Source organism: Vibrio sp. B1ASS3, from assembly GCF_905175355.1.
Taxonomy (GTDB): domain Bacteria; phylum Pseudomonadota; class Gammaproteobacteria; order Enterobacterales; family Vibrionaceae; genus Vibrio; species Vibrio owensii.
Map to the genome: position 1 here is coordinate 3,409,232 of NZ_HG992742.1, position 16,993 is coordinate 3,426,224.

14 protein-coding genes and 1 pseudogene are annotated in these 16,993 nt (G+C 46.0%); 5 read left to right on the forward strand and 10 right to left on the reverse strand.

Annotation, left to right across the window (positions count from 1 at the left end; translation table 11 throughout):
- Nucleotides 1–119: 119 nt before the first annotated feature.
- Nucleotides 120–1,154, forward strand: a complete 1,035-nt coding sequence (locus KJB05_RS15450; protein ID WP_208445599.1) for an NADP(H)-dependent aldo-keto reductase — start codon at nt 120–122, stop codon at nt 1,152–1,154.
- Nucleotides 1,155–1,252: 98 nt separating this feature from the next.
- Here KJB05_RS15450 and tnpA read toward each other — a convergent pair whose 3' ends face one another.
- The 8 genes from tnpA to xerD form a co-directional block, all read right to left on the reverse strand.
- Entirely contained in the window at nt 1,253–1,687 is a 435-nt protein-coding gene (gene tnpA / locus KJB05_RS15455) for an IS200/IS605 family transposase (protein WP_033007908.1), read from the reverse strand.
- A gap of 206 nt (nt 1,688–1,893) precedes the next feature.
- The gene (locus KJB05_RS15460; RefSeq protein WP_005434903.1) at nt 1,894–2,145 is read right to left on the reverse strand and encodes a hypothetical protein; all 252 of its coding nucleotides are present in this window, start codon (nt 2,143–2,145) and stop codon (nt 1,894–1,896) included.
- 504 nt (nt 2,146–2,649) lie between these two features.
- Nucleotides 2,650–3,984 (reverse strand): sigma-54 dependent transcriptional regulator, encoded by a 1,335-nt coding sequence (gene vpsR / locus KJB05_RS15465; protein ID WP_208446325.1) that lies wholly within the window; start codon nt 3,982–3,984, stop codon nt 2,650–2,652.
- Nucleotides 3,985–4,230: 246 nt separating this feature from the next.
- Nucleotides 4,231–5,763 (reverse strand): lysine--tRNA ligase, encoded by a 1,533-nt coding sequence (gene lysS, locus KJB05_RS15470; RefSeq protein ID WP_005434906.1) that lies wholly within the window; start codon nt 5,761–5,763, stop codon nt 4,231–4,233.
- Between the two features lie 35 nt (nt 5,764–5,798).
- Nucleotides 5,799–6,897, reverse strand: a protein-coding gene (prfB, locus tag KJB05_RS15475) for a peptide chain release factor 2 (protein WP_096030938.1) whose coding sequence is annotated in 2 segments (ribosomal slippage) — nt 5,799–6,821 and nt 6,823–6,897 — 1,098 coding nt in all. Because the reading frame shifts where the segments join, the coding sequence is not laid out codon by codon here.
- Nucleotides 6,898–7,070: 173 nt separating this feature from the next.
- Nucleotides 7,071–8,810, reverse strand: a complete 1,740-nt coding sequence (gene recJ, locus KJB05_RS15480; protein ID WP_005434908.1) for a single-stranded-DNA-specific exonuclease RecJ — start codon at nt 8,808–8,810, stop codon at nt 7,071–7,073.
- 46 nt (nt 8,811–8,856) lie between these two features.
- Nucleotides 8,857–9,645, reverse strand: a complete 789-nt coding sequence (gene dsbC, locus KJB05_RS15485; protein WP_009707701.1) for a bifunctional protein-disulfide isomerase/oxidoreductase DsbC — start codon at nt 9,643–9,645, stop codon at nt 8,857–8,859.
- Nucleotides 9,646–9,706: 61 nt separating this feature from the next.
- Nucleotides 9,707–10,624: a site-specific tyrosine recombinase XerD gene (gene xerD, locus KJB05_RS15490; protein ID WP_005434910.1), complete on the reverse strand. Its 918-nt coding sequence runs from the start codon at nt 10,622–10,624 to the stop codon at nt 9,707–9,709.
- 158 nt (nt 10,625–10,782) lie between these two features.
- Between xerD and fldB the strand changes: the two genes are divergently transcribed.
- The gene (fldB, locus tag KJB05_RS15495; protein ID WP_033004989.1) at nt 10,783–11,301 is read left to right on the forward strand and encodes a flavodoxin FldB; all 519 of its coding nucleotides are present in this window, start codon (nt 10,783–10,785) and stop codon (nt 11,299–11,301) included.
- 85 nt (nt 11,302–11,386) lie between these two features.
- On the opposite strand, the gene brnQ is transcribed toward fldB, so the two are convergent.
- The gene (gene brnQ / locus KJB05_RS15500) at nt 11,387–12,700 is read right to left on the reverse strand and encodes a branched-chain amino acid transport system II carrier protein (protein ID WP_132698643.1); all 1,314 of its coding nucleotides are present in this window, start codon (nt 12,698–12,700) and stop codon (nt 11,387–11,389) included.
- A gap of 328 nt (nt 12,701–13,028) precedes the next feature.
- Here brnQ and KJB05_RS15505 point away from each other — a divergent pair, with 328 nt between their 5' ends.
- Entirely contained in the window at nt 13,029–13,748 is a 720-nt protein-coding gene (locus KJB05_RS15505; RefSeq protein WP_208446326.1) for a tRNA1(Val) (adenine(37)-N6)-methyltransferase, read from the forward strand.
- Nucleotides 13,749–13,855: 107 nt separating this feature from the next.
- Nucleotides 13,856–15,079, forward strand: a complete 1,224-nt coding sequence (gene srmB / locus KJB05_RS15510) for an ATP-dependent RNA helicase SrmB (protein WP_005434916.1) — start codon at nt 13,856–13,858, stop codon at nt 15,077–15,079.
- A gap of 60 nt (nt 15,080–15,139) precedes the next feature.
- Here srmB and KJB05_RS15515 read toward each other — a convergent pair.
- Nucleotides 15,140–15,745, reverse strand: a pseudogene (locus KJB05_RS15515) (alternative oxidase); the annotation flags it as partial.
- 68 nt (nt 15,746–15,813) lie between these two features.
- Here KJB05_RS15515 and KJB05_RS15520 point away from each other — a divergent pair.
- A complete protein-coding gene (locus tag KJB05_RS15520) occupies nt 15,814–16,827 on the forward strand; it encodes an IS110 family transposase (RefSeq protein ID WP_102778931.1) in 1,014 nt (337 codons plus the stop codon).
- Nucleotides 16,828–16,993: the final 166 nt, after the last annotated feature.

Genomic DNA, 16,993 nt, shown 5'->3' on the forward strand with positions numbered 1-16,993 from the left:
TACCGTATTGATAAGTTTCGAGTTAACTACAAAGCGAAACTTAAATCATTTGCGACAGCAACTAAAAATCCCCTATATTGGAATGACTTATTCAGTCGGTAACTCTTCAAGGATGTGAAATGCAATATACAAAACTACCGCACTCATCACTCGAGATCAGTAAGATCTGCCTTGGCACTATGACGTTTGGTGAGCAAAATACCGAACAAGAAGCTTTTCAACAGCTCGACTTTGCCCTCGATCATGGGGTGAACTTCATCGATACTGCCGAGATGTATCCCGTACCGCCAAAAGCAGAAACACAAGGACTCACCGAGCAGTATATCGGCAATTGGTTAGCGAAAAGCGGTAAACGCGAGAAAGTGGTTTTAGCAACGAAAGTCGCTGGTCCGCGCAACGTCCCATACATTCGTGAAAACATGAGCCTTAACCGTCGCCATATTCACACTGCGATCGACGATAGCTTAAAACGCCTGCAAACCGATTATATTGATCTGTACCAGCTGCACTGGCCACAGCGTCAGACCAACTGCTTTGGCCAGCTCAACTATCCTTACCCAGATAAGCAAGAAGAGGTCACGCTGATCGAGACCCTTGAAGCTCTCACGGAGTTAGTCAACGCAGGTAAAGTGCGTTACATCGGTGTTTCAAACGAAACGCCATGGGGCGTGATGTCACTGCTACGTTTGGCAGAAAAACATGATTTACCGAGAATCGTCTCCATTCAGAACCCATATAACTTATTGAACCGCAGCTTCGAAGTCGGCTTATCTGAAATCAGCCATTACGAAGGCGTTCAACTACTCGCATACTCACCGCTGGCGTTTGGCTGCTTAAGTGGTAAATACCTCAACGGAGCCAAACCAGAAGGTGCGCGTTGCACAATTTGGGAACGCTTTGCTCGCTACTTCACACCACAAGGCGTTAAAGCGACAGAAGCATACGTCAACCTAGCTCGTGACCACGGTTTAGACCCTTCGCAAATGGCGCTTGCCTTCGTGAATCAGCGTCCATTTGTTGGTTCTAACATCATTGGTGCGACTAACCTAGAGCAACTGAAGTCCAATATCGACAGCATCAATATTCATCTAAGTGAAGAATTGCTTAATGACATCCAAGCGATTGGTACGACTTACTCGAACCCTTGCCCATAGTGAGCGCCGAGCAAACAATACAATACCAAACGTAAAAGTAAATTACCACCTTCTAAAGAAGGTGGCTTTGTGTGAGCCCCCTAAAAGGGGGCCTTTGTTTAATCCAACGCCAACTGGTGCTGCTCTACTCGCTCTTGCTTCTCTTGATGTCTTACATATCGGCGTATGATTTCTTCATTGATTCCAACACTATCGACAAAATAGCCTCTTTGCCAAAAGTGATTACCCCAAAGCCTGTTCTTCCTAAGATGAGGGAACTTACTAAATAGCTTTAAGGCTATTTTGCCTTTCAATACCCCCATCAACTTGGATATCGATAGCTTTGGTGGAATCTTTACTACTAAATGCACGTGGTCAACTTGTATGTTTAACTCTACTACTTCACATCCAAGTTGATTACAGTAAACATAAATACATCGATAAACTTCTTTACCTATATTGTTCTTCAAGATCCTAAATCGATACTTTGGAGTCCACACTATATGGTATTGACATCGCCAAAATACGTGGGAAGCTTGATTGTATCTACTCATGTTATTTGTCCTCTTTGACTTCTGGAAAAATCAAAGACGCATTTAGCATGAGTAGTTTTACAGGCAAAGCCGAAACGGATGATAACCACCTACTGAAGTAGGTGGTTTAGGGCTGAAAAACGAAAAAGGCTGACCATGATGGTCAGCCTTTTTTCTTAGCCCAAATTGAATCGAATGTGTGTGGGAGTTTCAACTTGGGCTTTCGATTACGTCAGTATTCGCGAAGTTAACACACGACGAAGGTGACGAACTCGACGTTCAACTTTTACCGCGTCAGGTACGCTAGCTTGTGTTGAACGGCCATCTTTATCCAGGCCAATGTCTTTTAGTAAGTGCTCGTTAGTCCATGGAATATCATGAGAACTACGACGAACCATACGTTGCCATTGCTTTTCTTCACGTTTCAGATCGGCTTTCAAAAGCACCGTGGCCAATTTTAGATAGATAGAGTGACGCATAATTTTTCTCCAAATAGCGATAGATAATCGACTGGGAAAAATAGTGGGATAATTAAACAGAGGGATTCTGTTGAGACTAAGCCGCTACTTTTCCGCAGCCTAGTAAAATAGAAAGGTTACGGATTAATTTAATCTAATGAGCCAGTAAAATCTGGTTTGGTCGCATCAAAGGTTGAGCGAGCATCAGACATACGATCAGCGCAAGCAGTGGTGTTAACAACGTAATGTTTCATCTTGCGCCTCCTAGCTAAAAATTAATCCGTGATTGATGTGGTATAACTCTTTGAGTTACGGCTAAATTGTAAGCAACAGAGGATATTTATCAAACAATTTTTATCCTTTCGATTAAAAACAAACCAATAGGCTAAAATTAGGTTGCATATAGTTTTTTGAATAACATATTCAACTAAGGAATATATAAAATATCAAGTTTTATAAATATCAGGACATTGCGTACAAAAAAGGAGCGCATCAGCACTCCTTTTTTCTCAAGCTTATTATTGATTAAACCGTTTGGTCTGAAATCAAATTGTGTTTATTCAGCAGTCGATACATGGTTGCACGTGATACACCCAGCTCTTTTGCTGCGTTAGAGACTTGACCAGAGTGCGACTCTAACACCACCAGCAACGCATCTCGTTCGCTCTTCTCGCGAATAGACTTCAAGCTACGTTTCGAGTCATTTCGTTGAGGAAGATCTAAATGATGCTCTTCAATCAGTACGCTATCAGACATCAAAACCGCACGTTTCACTTGGTTCATCAACTCTCGTACGTTGCCTGGCCAGAAGTAACGAGTCAGCGATTTCAAAGCGTCTTCAGAAAAGCTCTTAGCTTGCGAGTTGTACTCTTTTGAAAACTCTTGAAGATAGAAACGTGCCAGCATGCCGATGTCGCTTGCTCTCTCTTTTAGGCTCGGTACGTTGATGCGCAGCACATTGATGTAATGGTAAAGCTCTTCGTTAAAGTCACCATCGATCAGCGCCTTTTCAACGTCTGAAGAGTTAGCAGCAAGAACACGAACATTAACGTTCTTCGCACCATCACGAGTTTCAATTGTGCCTTCTTGCAAGAAACGTAGCAGGTTCATCTGCTGTTCTTTTGAAATGGTTAGGATGTCATTGAAAAGAACCGTACCGCCATCCGCTTGCTCAAGCAGGCTTTGGCCCATGTCTTCATCGGCTTGAATGCCAAACACTTCTGCTTGGAAGCGTTGTTCATTAAGCGCACGACCGTTGATTGACAAGAATGGCTTATGCGAACGTGACGACACTTTGTGAATTGCACGAGCGACAGCTTCTTTTCCCGTGCCACTCTCGCCATAGATAAGAATACTCACATCCGTTGGACCGATACGCTTCACTTGGTCACGCAGGCGTTTCATTGGGATAGATTCGCCAATCAGCCCCATATCTAGGCTATTGCCGAAGCTCGGCCATACTTTCTTCTCTAGTTTCAGCATACCCAATTGGTGACCAATGGTGCTGAGTAGTTGCGCATCTGGGATTGGCGCAGTAAAGAAGTCGATACAGAAGTTCACGATGAACTGACAGATGGTATCAGTTCCGAGTTGAGATTCTCGGATGAACGCTAACCAGCGCACGTGTTTATGAGAACTCACTAAATTTGCTAAACCATTAAGGCTGAACTCATCATGGCTGAGGTCAACTATACCGATGCATGGTCCAATATCTTCTAACAATGTGTTGGCTTTACGTAAGTCACCCACTTGGTGACACTTCCATCCCACTTGTTCTAGTACTGATAACCAAGGTTCATAAGTACCGCCAACTACGACTAGCGATCCCGGAATGGAATCCATCTTAAACTGCCCAGCCATTCTCTAACCCTTATTGATTGTTGATAGAAATTTCGCTCCACAAACCCATCTTTGCGAACGGGTAACATTATCGAGACTACGACTGACGAAGTCTGTCTCAATATTAAGACTATGCAACAGATTGAGATTTGGCGAATGCTTATTTACCTTTCCTATCCAAACTTAAATGCAAATAGTTGAATTAGCTCAAATTAAAGATACAAAAAAACCACCCGCAGGTGGTTTTTTCATTACTCAGCGAGGAGATTACGCTTGTGGGCGCATCGCTGGGAATAGGATCACGTCACGGATAGTGTGCGTGTTAGTCAGTAGCATAACTAGGCGGTCGATACCGATACCTTGACCTGCTGTTGGCGGTAGGCCGTGCTCTAGAGCAGTGATGTAGTCTGCATCGTAGAACATTGCTTCGTCGTCACCAGACTCTTTCGCTTCAACCTGTGCTTTAAAGCGTGCATCTTGGTCTTCTGCATCGTTAAGCTCTGAGAAGCCGTTTGCTACTTCACGGCCACCGATGAAGAATTCAAAGCGGTCTGTGAAGAATGGGTTGTCATCGCTACGACGAGCCAGTGGAGAGATATCTGCTGGGTAGCCAGTGATGAACGTTGGCTGCATTAGCTTAGGTTCAGCTGTTTCACCAAAGATCTCTTCAAGAAGCTGACCACATGTCCAGAAAGGTTCGACTTCAACGTGAACAGATTTCGCGATAGAAACCATTAGGTCACGGTTTTGAATGTCTTCTTCTGTTAGCGCTTGGATTTGCGCGTGGTCTGGGTTGTAGTGCTTGATAGCTTCGAACATGCTCATACGAGTGTAAGTGCCACCAAACTCAACCGTGTCTTCACCGTAAGGCATTGACGTTGAACCTAGAACTTCTAGAGCAACAGAGCTTAGTAGTTCTTCAGTTAGGTCCATCAGATCTTTGTAGTCTGCGTACGCCATGTAGAATTCCATCATTGTGAATTCTGGGTTATGACGTGGAGAAAGACCTTCGTTACGGAAGTTACGGTTGATTTCGAATACGCGATCGAAACCACCAACAACTAGACGCTTCAGGTATAGCTCTGGCGCGATACGTAGGTACATTGGCATGTCTAGTGCGTTGTGGTGCGTGATAAATGGACGCGCACTCGCGCCGCCAGGGATAACGTGCATCATTGGCGTTTCAACTTCCATGAACTGCTTAGAGATCATGAAGTTACGGATTGCAGACATTACTTTAGAACGTACTACGAACGCTTGACGAGAATCTTCGTTAACGATTAGGTCAACGTAACGTTGACGGTAACGCATCTCTTGGTCAGTTAGACCGTGGAATTTCTCTGGAAGTGGACGTAGTGCTTTAGTTAGCAACTCGTACTCTTCCATGTTCACGTATAGGTCGCCTTTACCAGACTTGTGAAGTGCACCTTTCACACCGATGATGTCACCGATATCTAGGCCTTGGTATTGGTCTTTCAGTACTTTTTGTACTGCTTTGTCAGCGTAAGCTTGGATACGGCCAGAAGTTTCTTGGATTACCAAGAATGGACCACGTTTAGCCATGATACGGCCAGCGATTGCTACTACGTGGTTAAGCTCTTCTAGCTCTTCCTTCGTCTTTTCACCGAACTCTTTCTGAAGGTCGCCCGCTAGTGCGTCACGACGGAAGTCGTTTGGATGGCCGTTCGCTTTGCAGCTCTTTCGGATTGCATCCAGTTTAGCGCGGCGTTCAGCAATTAGCTTGTTCTCTTCTTGTGCAGAGGCTTCTTGTACAGTTTCGTTTTGAACAGCATCAGTCATTTTCGATGTATCCTGTTTTTTGTCGGTGAAAAGCTTTATAGACCTGATTTCAGGCTAGCTTCAATAAATTTGTCCAGATCGCCATCAAGAACCGCTTGAGTATTGCGGTTTTCAACGCCCGTACGGAGGTCTTTAATGCGTGAGTCATCCAATACGTAAGAACGGATCTGGCTACCCCAGCCAATGTCAGACTTAGCGTCTTCATTAGCTTGTTTTTCCGCGTTTTGCTTTTGCAATTCAAGCTCAAATAGCTTCGCTCGAAGCTGTTTCATTGCCTGATCTTTGTTCTTATGTTGAGAACGGTCGTTCTGACATTGCACTACTGTATTCGTTGGAACGTGCGTAATACGTACCGCAGATTCAGTGGTGTTAACGTGCTGACCACCCGCACCTGACGCACGGTAAACGTCGATACGTAGGTCAGAAGGGTTAATGTCGATAGCGATGTTTTCATCAATCTCTGGGTAGATAAACGCAGAAGCAAATGACGTGTGACGACGGCCGCCTGAATCGAATGGCGATTTACGTACAAGGCGGTGAACGCCTGTTTCTGTACGTAGCCAACCGTAAGCGTACTCACCAGAAATCTTAACTGTCGCGCCTTTAAGGCCAGCGACTTCACCTTCAGATACTTCGATAACCTCTGCCTTGAAGCCTTTTGCTTCAGCCCAACGCAGGTACATACGTAGCATCATGTTGGTCCAGTCTTGTGCCTCAGTACCACCAGAGCCTGCTTGCAAGTCAATGTAGCAATCAGAGCTGTCGTGGTCGCCAGAGAACATACGACGGAATTCAAGCTGTTCTAGCTTCTGTTCCAACTCAGCAAGTTCTGGTTCGATTTCGTCAAACGTTTCTTGATCTTCTTCTTCAACCGCAAGCTCTAGAAGACCATCAACGTCTTCTACACCTTGTTCTAGTTGAACGATAGTTTCAACAACCGCTTCTAGTGATGCACGCTCTTTGCCCAGTGCTTGTGCACGTTCTGGCTCGTTCCATACATCCGGCTGTTCAAGTTCTGCGTTGACTTCTTCTAGACGCTCTTTCTTAGCGTCATAGTCAAAGATACCCCCTCAGGACATTCGTGCGCTCAGACACGTCCTGAAGACGGTTTTTAATTGGATTGATTTCAAACATGTTGGCTCAACATTTTAGAATAGAATTTAACCGAGAAATTCTACTCAAAAATGTGACGGAGATACAGGAAAATTTCGGCTGGGAAATCAGATTGCAATTAGAGAGAGCACGGTCATGAAATTTTTGCCCCACTTAAAGGCGACCGTACTCTATAAGAAGTGATTTTCTCGGTATTACTTGGCTTCAATGTGATCAATCATTAGCTGTAATGATTGATTGCCACGAAATTCATTCACATCCAACTTATACGCGAGACGTACTGTTTTCACCGATGCGTCCGGCCAACGACGCAAATCAACGTTAAATGCAATCCCATCAATCATCACATTGGTTGGATGACCTTTGTAAAGCGGTTCTAACATCAGCTTAAGGTGCTTCTCACCCACGAGCTTTTGATGCAGCACTTTAAATTCGCCATCAAAGATGGGTTCTGGGAACGCTTGACCAAAAGGGCCACCAGAGCGCAATTGCTCCGCAACGTGCATTGAAAACTCTTCAGGCTTAAGCTCACCATCGGACATGATCACGCCTTTGAGCGCTGCTTCATCCAACTCTTTCTTCACGACATCATCAAACAAACGACTGAAACGCTCAAAGTCTTGCTCTTTGATGGTTAAACCTGCCGCCATTGCGTGACCACCAAATTTGATGATCAAACCTGGGTTTTGCGTATCGATAAAGTCCAACGCATCACGCATGTGTAAGCCAGGAATCGAACGACAAGAACCTTTGATCGTCCCTTCTCCACCATCAGCAAAAGCAATAACAGGACGGTGGAACTTCTCTTTAATGCGTGAAGCCAGAATACCAATCACACCTTGGTGCCAATCGCGTTGGAATAAAGCTAAGCCGTAAGGCAGTTCACTGTTTTCACCAAACTGAAGACGCTCACAAAAAGCCATCGCTTCTTGTTTCATGCCTTCCTCAATCTCTTTACGAGTTTGGTTCAAACCGTCTAGCTCACTCGCCATGCGACGCGCCGCATGGATGTTGTTACACATCAGCAGTTCAACACCGAATGACATGTCATCAAGGCGACCTGCGGCGTTAATTCGTGGGCCTAAAGCAAAACCAAAATCTGATGCGACTAAACGACGAGCATCGCGCTTCGCCACTTCGATCAACGCTTGAATCCCCGGACGCGCTTTGCCCGCACGAATCCGCTGCAAGCCTTGGTGTACAAGAATGCGGTTGTTCTCATCGAGTGGAACAACGTCGGCGACCGTACCAAGTGCAACAAGGTCAATCAGCTCCATCAATTTAGGCTCTTGCATGCCTTGCTGCGCGAACCAATTTTGTTTGCGCATGTGCACACACAGCGCCATCATCAGATAGAAAGCAACGCCAACCCCCGCCAACGCTTTCGATGGGAAAGCACAACTGTCGAGGTTCGGGTTCACCATGGCATCCACATCCGGTAGCACTTGGCCCGGTAAGTGGTGGTCAGTCACCAGTACAGTAATGCCGTTTTCTTTGGCGTAGCGGACACCTTCAATCGACGAGACACCGTTGTCTACCGTCATGATCATCTCAGCACCCAGCTCTAATGCTTGATCTACTACTTCCGGGCTCAGTCCATAGCCATCTTCAAAGCGGTTTGGCACTAGGTAATCGACATTATTACTGCCAAGCATACGCAATGCGAGAACAGACAGAGCCGAGCTGGTTGCGCCATCAGCGTCAAAGTCGCCTACGACAATAATGCGTTTTTTCTCATCAATCGCTTGGAATAAGAGCTCGACCGCTTTATCAATACCGCCAAGTTGTTGGTAAGAGTGCAAGCCACGCGCAGAGGTCTCTAGCTGTGCTACATCCGTAATACCACGGTTGATGTAAATACGCTTAAGAATGGCGGGAATAGAATCGGGAAGAAGAGAAAGATCCGGTTCGGGACGTCGTTGAATTTCTATCATGTTTGAAAAGAGCCAGCGAATGTCACTGGCTCTGCTCCTTAAAGGATTATTGTTGCTCTAAACGTTTTAGCAGATCTGCCGGTGGAAGGTAACCACCTACTAGCTCACCGTTTGGTAGGAAGATCGCTGGTGTACCAGAAATGCCAAGCTCACGACCTAGGTTGTAATGCGCTTGGATGGTCTCTTTACACTGCTTAAGATCTTTCGCTGGGTTATCAAACGTGCGATCTACTTTTGCGTTGTGCATTGCTGATTTCGGATCTTCTGCACACCAAATTGTCGCCATCTGTTCAGCAACTGGACCTGTTGCACCTTGGCGAGGGTAAGCCATGTAACGAACCGTAATGCCTAGGTCATTGTAACCTTGCATTTGGCTGTGTAGGCGCACACAGTAACCGCAAGTGATGTCAGTGAATACCGTCACAACGTATTTCTCGTTGTCCGCTTTGTATTCGATCACGCTGTCAGAGAACTTCGCGATTTTTGCTGCATTCAAAGGTGCTTGACGTTCAGCAATCACGTCTTTGTAACCGCCGTTATCATCGATGGCGTAAAGTGTACCGGCAATAAAGTGGTTACCATCGTTTGATGCGAACAGCACACCACCATTGGTTTGAATTTCTAAAAGACCAGCAACGTCTGATGGTTGGATATCAAGAATAGACACACCCAACTTAGAAAACTTCGCTTTTAGCGCTGCTTCATCAAAGTTCTGTTTTGCCGCTGGTGCGACTTGTTGTGCAGGAGTTTCCGTTTTTGCCTGACTTTCTTCAGCACCACAAGCGGCAACGAAAAACGGTAAAGTCAGCAGAGTTAGTCGGCGTAATACGCTCATTAAATTCACCTTAAAATAAAATCCTTTCATCCAATGAGATAATGGATGAACCAAACCATCATTATGCTCTTGGGTGGTGTTGACTGTGGATCTGTTTCAATCGCTCAGTCGCCACGTGAGTATAAATTTGCGTGGTCGATAAGTCACTATGCCCCAACAGCATCTGTACGACCCTGAGATCTGCGCCATAGTTCAATAAGTGCGTTGCAAAAGCATGGCGCAATACGTGCGGTGACAATTGGTCGGTATCAATACCCGCAATCACAGCGTAGTACTTAATACGGTGCCAAAAGGTTTGGCGGGTCATTTGTCTCGCACGCTTGCTTGGGAATACCACGTCCGACGTAGTCTCTCCCAATAGAGCAGACCGACCTTGCTGGATAAAAGTTTCAATCCAATCGACCGCGTTTTCTCCCATAGGAACCAGGCGTTCTTTACCACCTTTACCAGTCACGCGCACTACCCCTTGGCGTAAACTGACGTTTTCCATTGTCAGACTGACCAACTCTGTCACACGCAAACCCGTAGCATAAAGCAGCTCTAACATGGCTTTATCACGCAGTTCGACCGGGTCATTTGGGTCTGGTGCATCGAGCAGTGCATCCACTTGTTCTTCACTGATGTCTTTAGGTAGGCGCTGTGGCAACTTTGGGCTTACCAGCAATGCACTCGGATCATCCGCGCGTACTTTTTCTCGGTGAATGTATTGGAACAAACGGCGAATCGCCGACAGCATGCGCGCGCGGGATGTCTGCTTGTAATCTAAATCGACTAGGTAGCTTTGGTACTCTTGCAAGCCAGACAGGCTGATGAAATCAAGTCGGTAGCTGTGTTGCTCCATCCACGCGAGCAGTTTCATTAAATCATTTCGGTAGGAAGCTAACGTGTTCTCCGATAGACCACGCTCCATCCACATCGCATCTAAGAATTGCTCAACAAGACCAAAATCTTGTTGATTGACAGGCTGTTGTGCCGTCATGAACGCTTCCTTATCTGTTTATATTTACAGTATTGAGAGTAAGGCAAGTGCCCAACCAATACCATAAAAAAATCATCTCCCTCGGGATATTCGCTGCAATCTTCCCCGTTTTATGGTTAGAATCTGCCACAACAGCAACACAAAAAACGACGAATATAATGAAAATCGGACTCTTTTACGGCTCAACAACCTGCTACACAGAAATGGCAGCAGAGAAAATTCGCAATATCATTGGTGAAGACCTTGTCGACATTCACAACGTGAAAGAGACACCGCTGTCACTGATGGCAGACTACGATTTACTGCTGATTGGTATCTCGACTTGGGACTTCGGTGAAATCCAAGAAGACTGGAGTGCCATTTGGGAAAACATTGCAACTACGCCACTAAAAGGCAAAGTGGTTGCCCTGTTTGGCTTGGGTGACCAAGAAGGCTACGGCGAATGGTACCTTGATGCGATGGGCCTACTGCATGACGAGCTAAAAGCAACAGGCGCGCAATTTATCGGTTACTGGCCAAATGAAGGTTATGAGTTCGAAGCATCGAAAGCACTGACGGAAGATGGCAGCCAATTTGTTGGCTTAGCGCTGGATGAAGATTCCCAATACGAACTGAGTGACGAACGCATCGAGAAATGGTGTGAACAAGTGTTGGTTGAGTTTCACGACACACTATAAGTCAGCATCAACTGTCAAAACCACAGACAAACAAAAAGCCCGGTGAATCGCTTCACCGGGCTTTTTTAATCTTGCGAGTCAGCAATTATGCCGCTTCTTCTGTCAACTCAGGTTGAGAAGATTTAGCAACAAAGAACATGCAAACAATCGCTGCAAACGTTGGTAGAACCCAACCCATGCCCACTTCAAACAGTGGCAGCATGTTGAATGCTGAAACGTCTAGACCTGCTACTTTCGCTGCATCAATCAATGCAAACAGCAGTGATACTAGCAATACAGCGCGGTACGCTACACGCGGGTTTGGCAGCTTGCTGCGTACGAATGTTAGCGCAACCAAGGCTACTGCAACTGGGTATAGCGCAAATAGTACAGGAACTGATAGTGAAATTAGCTGAGACAGACCTACGTTTGCAATCAGTGCACAAGCAGCACCGTTGATGATAACCCACTGCTTGTATGTCAGTTTCGTCTTAGAGCTGAAGAAATCTGAACATGCAGAGATAAGGCCGATAGCCGTAGTCAAACATGCAAGCAATACGATGATTGAAAGTACGATCTGACCGTAAGGGCCAAATAGCGCTTGAACGTACTGGCTTAGTACTGCACCACCGTTGTCCGCACCAGCTGCGATAGTTGCACTCGTCGCACCTAGGTAGAACAATGAGATGTAAACGAACGCAAGACCTGCTGCTGCAATACAACCTGCACAGATTAGGTATTTCGTCGTCGCTGCGCGCTCAGTGATGCCTTTGCTACGAAGTGCGTCTACCATTAGCATACCGAACATCAACGATGCGAACGTATCCATGGTGTTGTAGCCTTCAAGGAAGCCTTTGGTCAGCGGTTGAGTTAGGTACTCGCCGTGTGCACCCATCATTTCACCTTGCGGGTCAACGAATACCGCAATTGCTAGAACGATAAGGCCAAGGAAAAGCACAGGCGTTAGCACTTTACCAATCAAGTCAATCAAACGACCTTGGAACCAAGCGAAAGTCATTGCTACCGCGAAGAACAAGATTGAGAATGACGTCAGATGCGCTTGAGAGGCATCTAGGAAGAATGGTTTCACTGCCATCTCGTAAGCCACAAGGCCAGTACGAGGCGCAGCAAATGCAGGACCGATGATGATGAAGATCAACGCCGCCATCAGAACCGCTGCTTTCTTAGGAAGATCTTGAGTCAAGTGATCCCAAGAGCCGCCCGCTACAGCAATAGCAACGATAGTAATAAGAGGTAGACCTACCGCTGTTAGCAAGAAACCGAACATTGCTGGCATCAGATGATCACCCGCTAGCTGACCCGCTAGTGGTGGGAAAATGATGTTGCCGGCACCCAAAAAGAACGCAAATAGCATAAAGCCTACTGCGATAATATCTGTTAGTTTTAACGTCTGCTTCACAGATAACCCTTTTTCTGAATTGATGAATGTTGTGTATGCATCGACCACTTTTTGTATACCCAAAGTTAATGAGTACCTGTGGTTCAATCTATAAATTTCCGCCGCATAATGACGAAGTAACCATCATTTGGCAACCTTTAAGAAAAAAACACCATATTAATTTAGTTCACCAACTTAAAAGCAGTGGAAATCACTACCTTGAGTTTTATGACTAGTTCTTTGTCTCGATCAATTGAGAATACAATTTAATAACCAACAAGATAACAATCTATACAATTAAGAAACAATAGAGCATTTATCTCCATTATTGAGTAAATATAAAACAATCATGAAGAGCGAAAGATTCCAGACTAAGGGCTTCAAGTTCAAGCAATTTTCCATTCACGGTGGCGAGAGCGGCATGCCCGTCAGTACCGATGGCGTGATGCTTGGCGCTTGGGCAAATTGCTCACCACAGAGTAAAATTTTGGACATTGGTACTGGCACAGGGTTACTGGCATTAATGTGCGCTCAGCGGTTTCCTAACGCACAGATCACTGCCCTTGATATTGAAATCTCGGCGATCGAGGCAGCACAGAAAAACTTCGCCCAATCTCCGTGGTCAGACAGACTCTGCGTTCGCCACACCGATGTATTGCAGTTTGAATCGGAGCAGCGCTTTGAACACATCATCTGCAACCCGCCCTACTTCAACAGTGGCGAGCAATCGAAACAAAGCCAACGTGCGACGGCAAGACACACTGATACCTTGCAACACGCCGCATTACTCAAACGCTGTTATGAGTTACTTGAACAAGATGGTAGCGCCAGTTTTGTTCTGCCAATTACCGAGGGCGAACAGTTTATTGCCATGGCGCAGCAACAAGGGTGGCACTTATCGCGTATCTGTCGCGTGCAACCATCACAGAAAAAGCCCGTGCACCGTTTACTGTTTGAATTAGCCAAACAAGCTTGTGATACTCAGGAAACGCATTTGATCATCCATTCAAGCGAGGGTTATAGCGACGACTTTACTCAGCTAACTCGCGAGTTTTATCTTAAGATGTGAAATAACATGTGATCCTTGTCACCAATCACTTTATAATGTGCGACCTTTTTATATTCTATGCTGCTGTGGCGAACCATTAACCAAGCTTTGCTTGTGGAGAACTCATTGTGATCAGAACCTTTGCTGAACTTGATCTAGACCAAAACCTACTAGAAGCCATCGAAGAGATGGGCTACGAACGCCCAACTAAAATTCAGGCAGAAGCGATTCCACAAGCGTTAGATGGTCGTGACATTCTAGCGTCAGCACCAACTGGTACTGGTAAAACGGCAGCGTTCGTCCTGCCAGCACTGCAATACCTGCAAGATTTCCCACGTCGTAAACCTGGGCCTGCACGTATTCTGATCCTAACGCCAACTCGTGAACTTGCGATGCAGGTAGCGGATCAAGCTCGCGCTCTGGCGAAAAACACCAAGCTAAACATCTTCACCATCACTGGTGGCGTTCAATACCAAGAGCACGCAGACATCCTAGCAACCACACAAGATATCGTGGTAGCAACACCAGGTCGTCTACGCGAATACATTGACGCAGAGCGTTTTGACTGTCGTGCGATTGAATGGCTAATCCTTGATGAAGCTGACCGCATGCTAGACATGGGCTTTGCGCCAACGGTTGACCGTCTGTCTAACGAATGTCGCTGGCGTAAACAAACCCTTCTGTTCTCAGCAACACTAGAAGGCAAAGGCGTAGAAGGTTTCACAGCAGACCTACTGAACGAACCAGCAGAGATCGACGCGAAGTCCCCACTGCGTGAGCGTAAAAAGATTGCACAGTGGTACCACCGTGCTGATGACGCTGAGCATAAACTTGCCCTGCTAAAACACATCATCACAGAGCAAGCAGAACGCACTATCGTGTTCTTGAAGACTCGTGAGCGTTTAGCAGAGCTTCGTGCTCAACTAGAAAGCGCACAAATTCCATGTTCTTGGATTCAAGGTGAAATGCCTCAAGATCGTCGTAACAACGCCATTGCTCGTTTCCGTGAAGGCACTGTAAACGTGCTACTAGCGACTGACGTAGCGGCGCGTGGTATCGACCTTCCAGATGTATCACACGTAATCAACTACGACATGCCACGCACGGCAGACGTGTACCTTCACCGTATCGGCCGTACGGCTCGTGCAGGTAAGAAAGGTAATGCTATCTCAATCGTAGAAGCGCACGACCAACCAATGATGGATCGCGTTGCACGTTACGTGAAAGAAGACATCAAAGAGCGTTTCGTGAAAGAAATGCGCCCTAAACACAAAAAACCAGTGTTTAAGAAGAAAAAGAAAAAAGACGACAAGAAGAAAGTAGCGAAAAAGAAAACCGCTAAGAAGAAGTAATCACGTCTGATTAATTCCAAATCTAAAAGAGCCGCAATCGCGGCTCTTTTTGTTTTTCATCTATAGCTGATGAGCTGGAAGGGTTTTGTCTTCATAGGCATCCGCGAAGCCATGGTTGCGATCACGGTGTCCCGCTTCATCTTCTCGAATCCGCAAAATCACATCTCTTAGCATCGCATCGGCAGGCAGTTTGTAGTAATCGATCGCCAGAGTCGGGGCTGGTACGTTCTCCACTTCCCCGCTATCAATTTTCTCTAGGTACTCAGTGTAGCTATTACACGCTTCCTCTTCGAAGTACCCCACAACACGGTGCGCGATTTTAGAAGACAGCAGATAGATGACGCTGTACACGACAATGAAAACCCCTTGTCCCAACAACACCAATAAACGCTCAACCAAACTTGGCTTGGCAATGTCGAGGAAAATCATTAGGTGCATGCGCTCGTTCTCAGCCTCGTCGAGGAGTTCTCGGATCCAACCTTCATCGTCTTTCATTCGACGCAGCGCTTTAAGGTGATTGAACATCCCGGCCACCATCCCCGGCACGGCGGCGATCGTTTCGAGAATCACAGCGCGCTTCGCGTATTTCTTGCCATAAAAGATGTTCAGAGTGAATTTCAGCAACTTGGTAATACGCAGTGCAATGTACTCCGATAACTTAGAGGCTAATTATATGGTCCGCCTCACTCTCAAGCCCTACGCTTAGAGTAGGCTCTCAGAACGAGGTGAACCATATGTCTACCATTCACATCTTAGGTATCGATTTAGGCAAGCACTGCTTTCATGCGGTTGGTAACAATCACACTGGCAAAGACGTTATTCGCCGTAAGTTTAGTCGAAGCCAACTACTCCGTTTCTTATCTGTACTTGAACCTACCATCATCGCTTTTGAAGCCTGTGGTGGTGCTCACTGGCTTGCGAGAAAGTGTGAAGCCTATGGGCATCGAGTTCGACTTATCCCGCCTCAATATGTAAAACCTTACGTCAAAGGTAACAAGAACGACTTTATTGATGCAGCTGCGATAGCAGAAGCAGCGAGTCGACCAAGCATGAGATTTGTCTCTGCCAAGTCAGAGGAAGCTCAGGTAATCGCAGCTATCCATCGAGTGAGGGATGGTTATATAAAAGAACGAACGGCTTGTATGAGCCGAATTGGAGCAATACTACTTGAGTTTGGGCTGAGTTTTCCTAAAGGCCATGCCAAGATGAAAGCGCTATTTCAGTGGTTGGCCGAGCAAGATATAAAACTACCACCGAGTCTGGTCGCTGAGTTGCTCTCGATTCATGAGCACTATAAATACCTAAATGAGCAAGTATCTACTCAAGATAGAAAACTGAAAGCAATTACTGAAAATAATGAAAATGCCGAGCTTTTGAAGAGTATTCCTGGTATTGGTGATTTAACAGCAACGCTGTGTGTGGCTAATATCAGTTCTCCTTCAAACTTTGGTGGAGGTCGCGAGATGGCTGCATGGCTAGGACTCGTTCCAAGGCAGTATTCAACGGGTGGCAAATCAAAGCTATTAGGCATGAGTAAACGAGGGAACAAACACCTTCGCGCTCTATTTATACATGGAGCGAGGTCCGTGCTATCTAGGATAGAAACAACAGGAAAAGTGTTTGGAGATTGGTTAGTCAATTTACGAGCAACAAAGCCGTTTAATGTAGTGGTAGTCGCACTTGCCAATAAGCTAGCAAGAATAGCTTGGGCGGTGTTGTACCACCGCCAAGCTTTTAAGGCTGTATAGCCATAACCAAGTTTGCAACGCCAATGAACGTGATGACAAAAACGGTCGATCGGCCAGATTAGTAACCTGATACAAAAAATAGCACCTAGTTGCTTTGGGGCTTTTAAGGATAATCTGGCGCGGATATCATCGTGGAGCGGGAAGTTAATGTTCCCAACGTGGACTC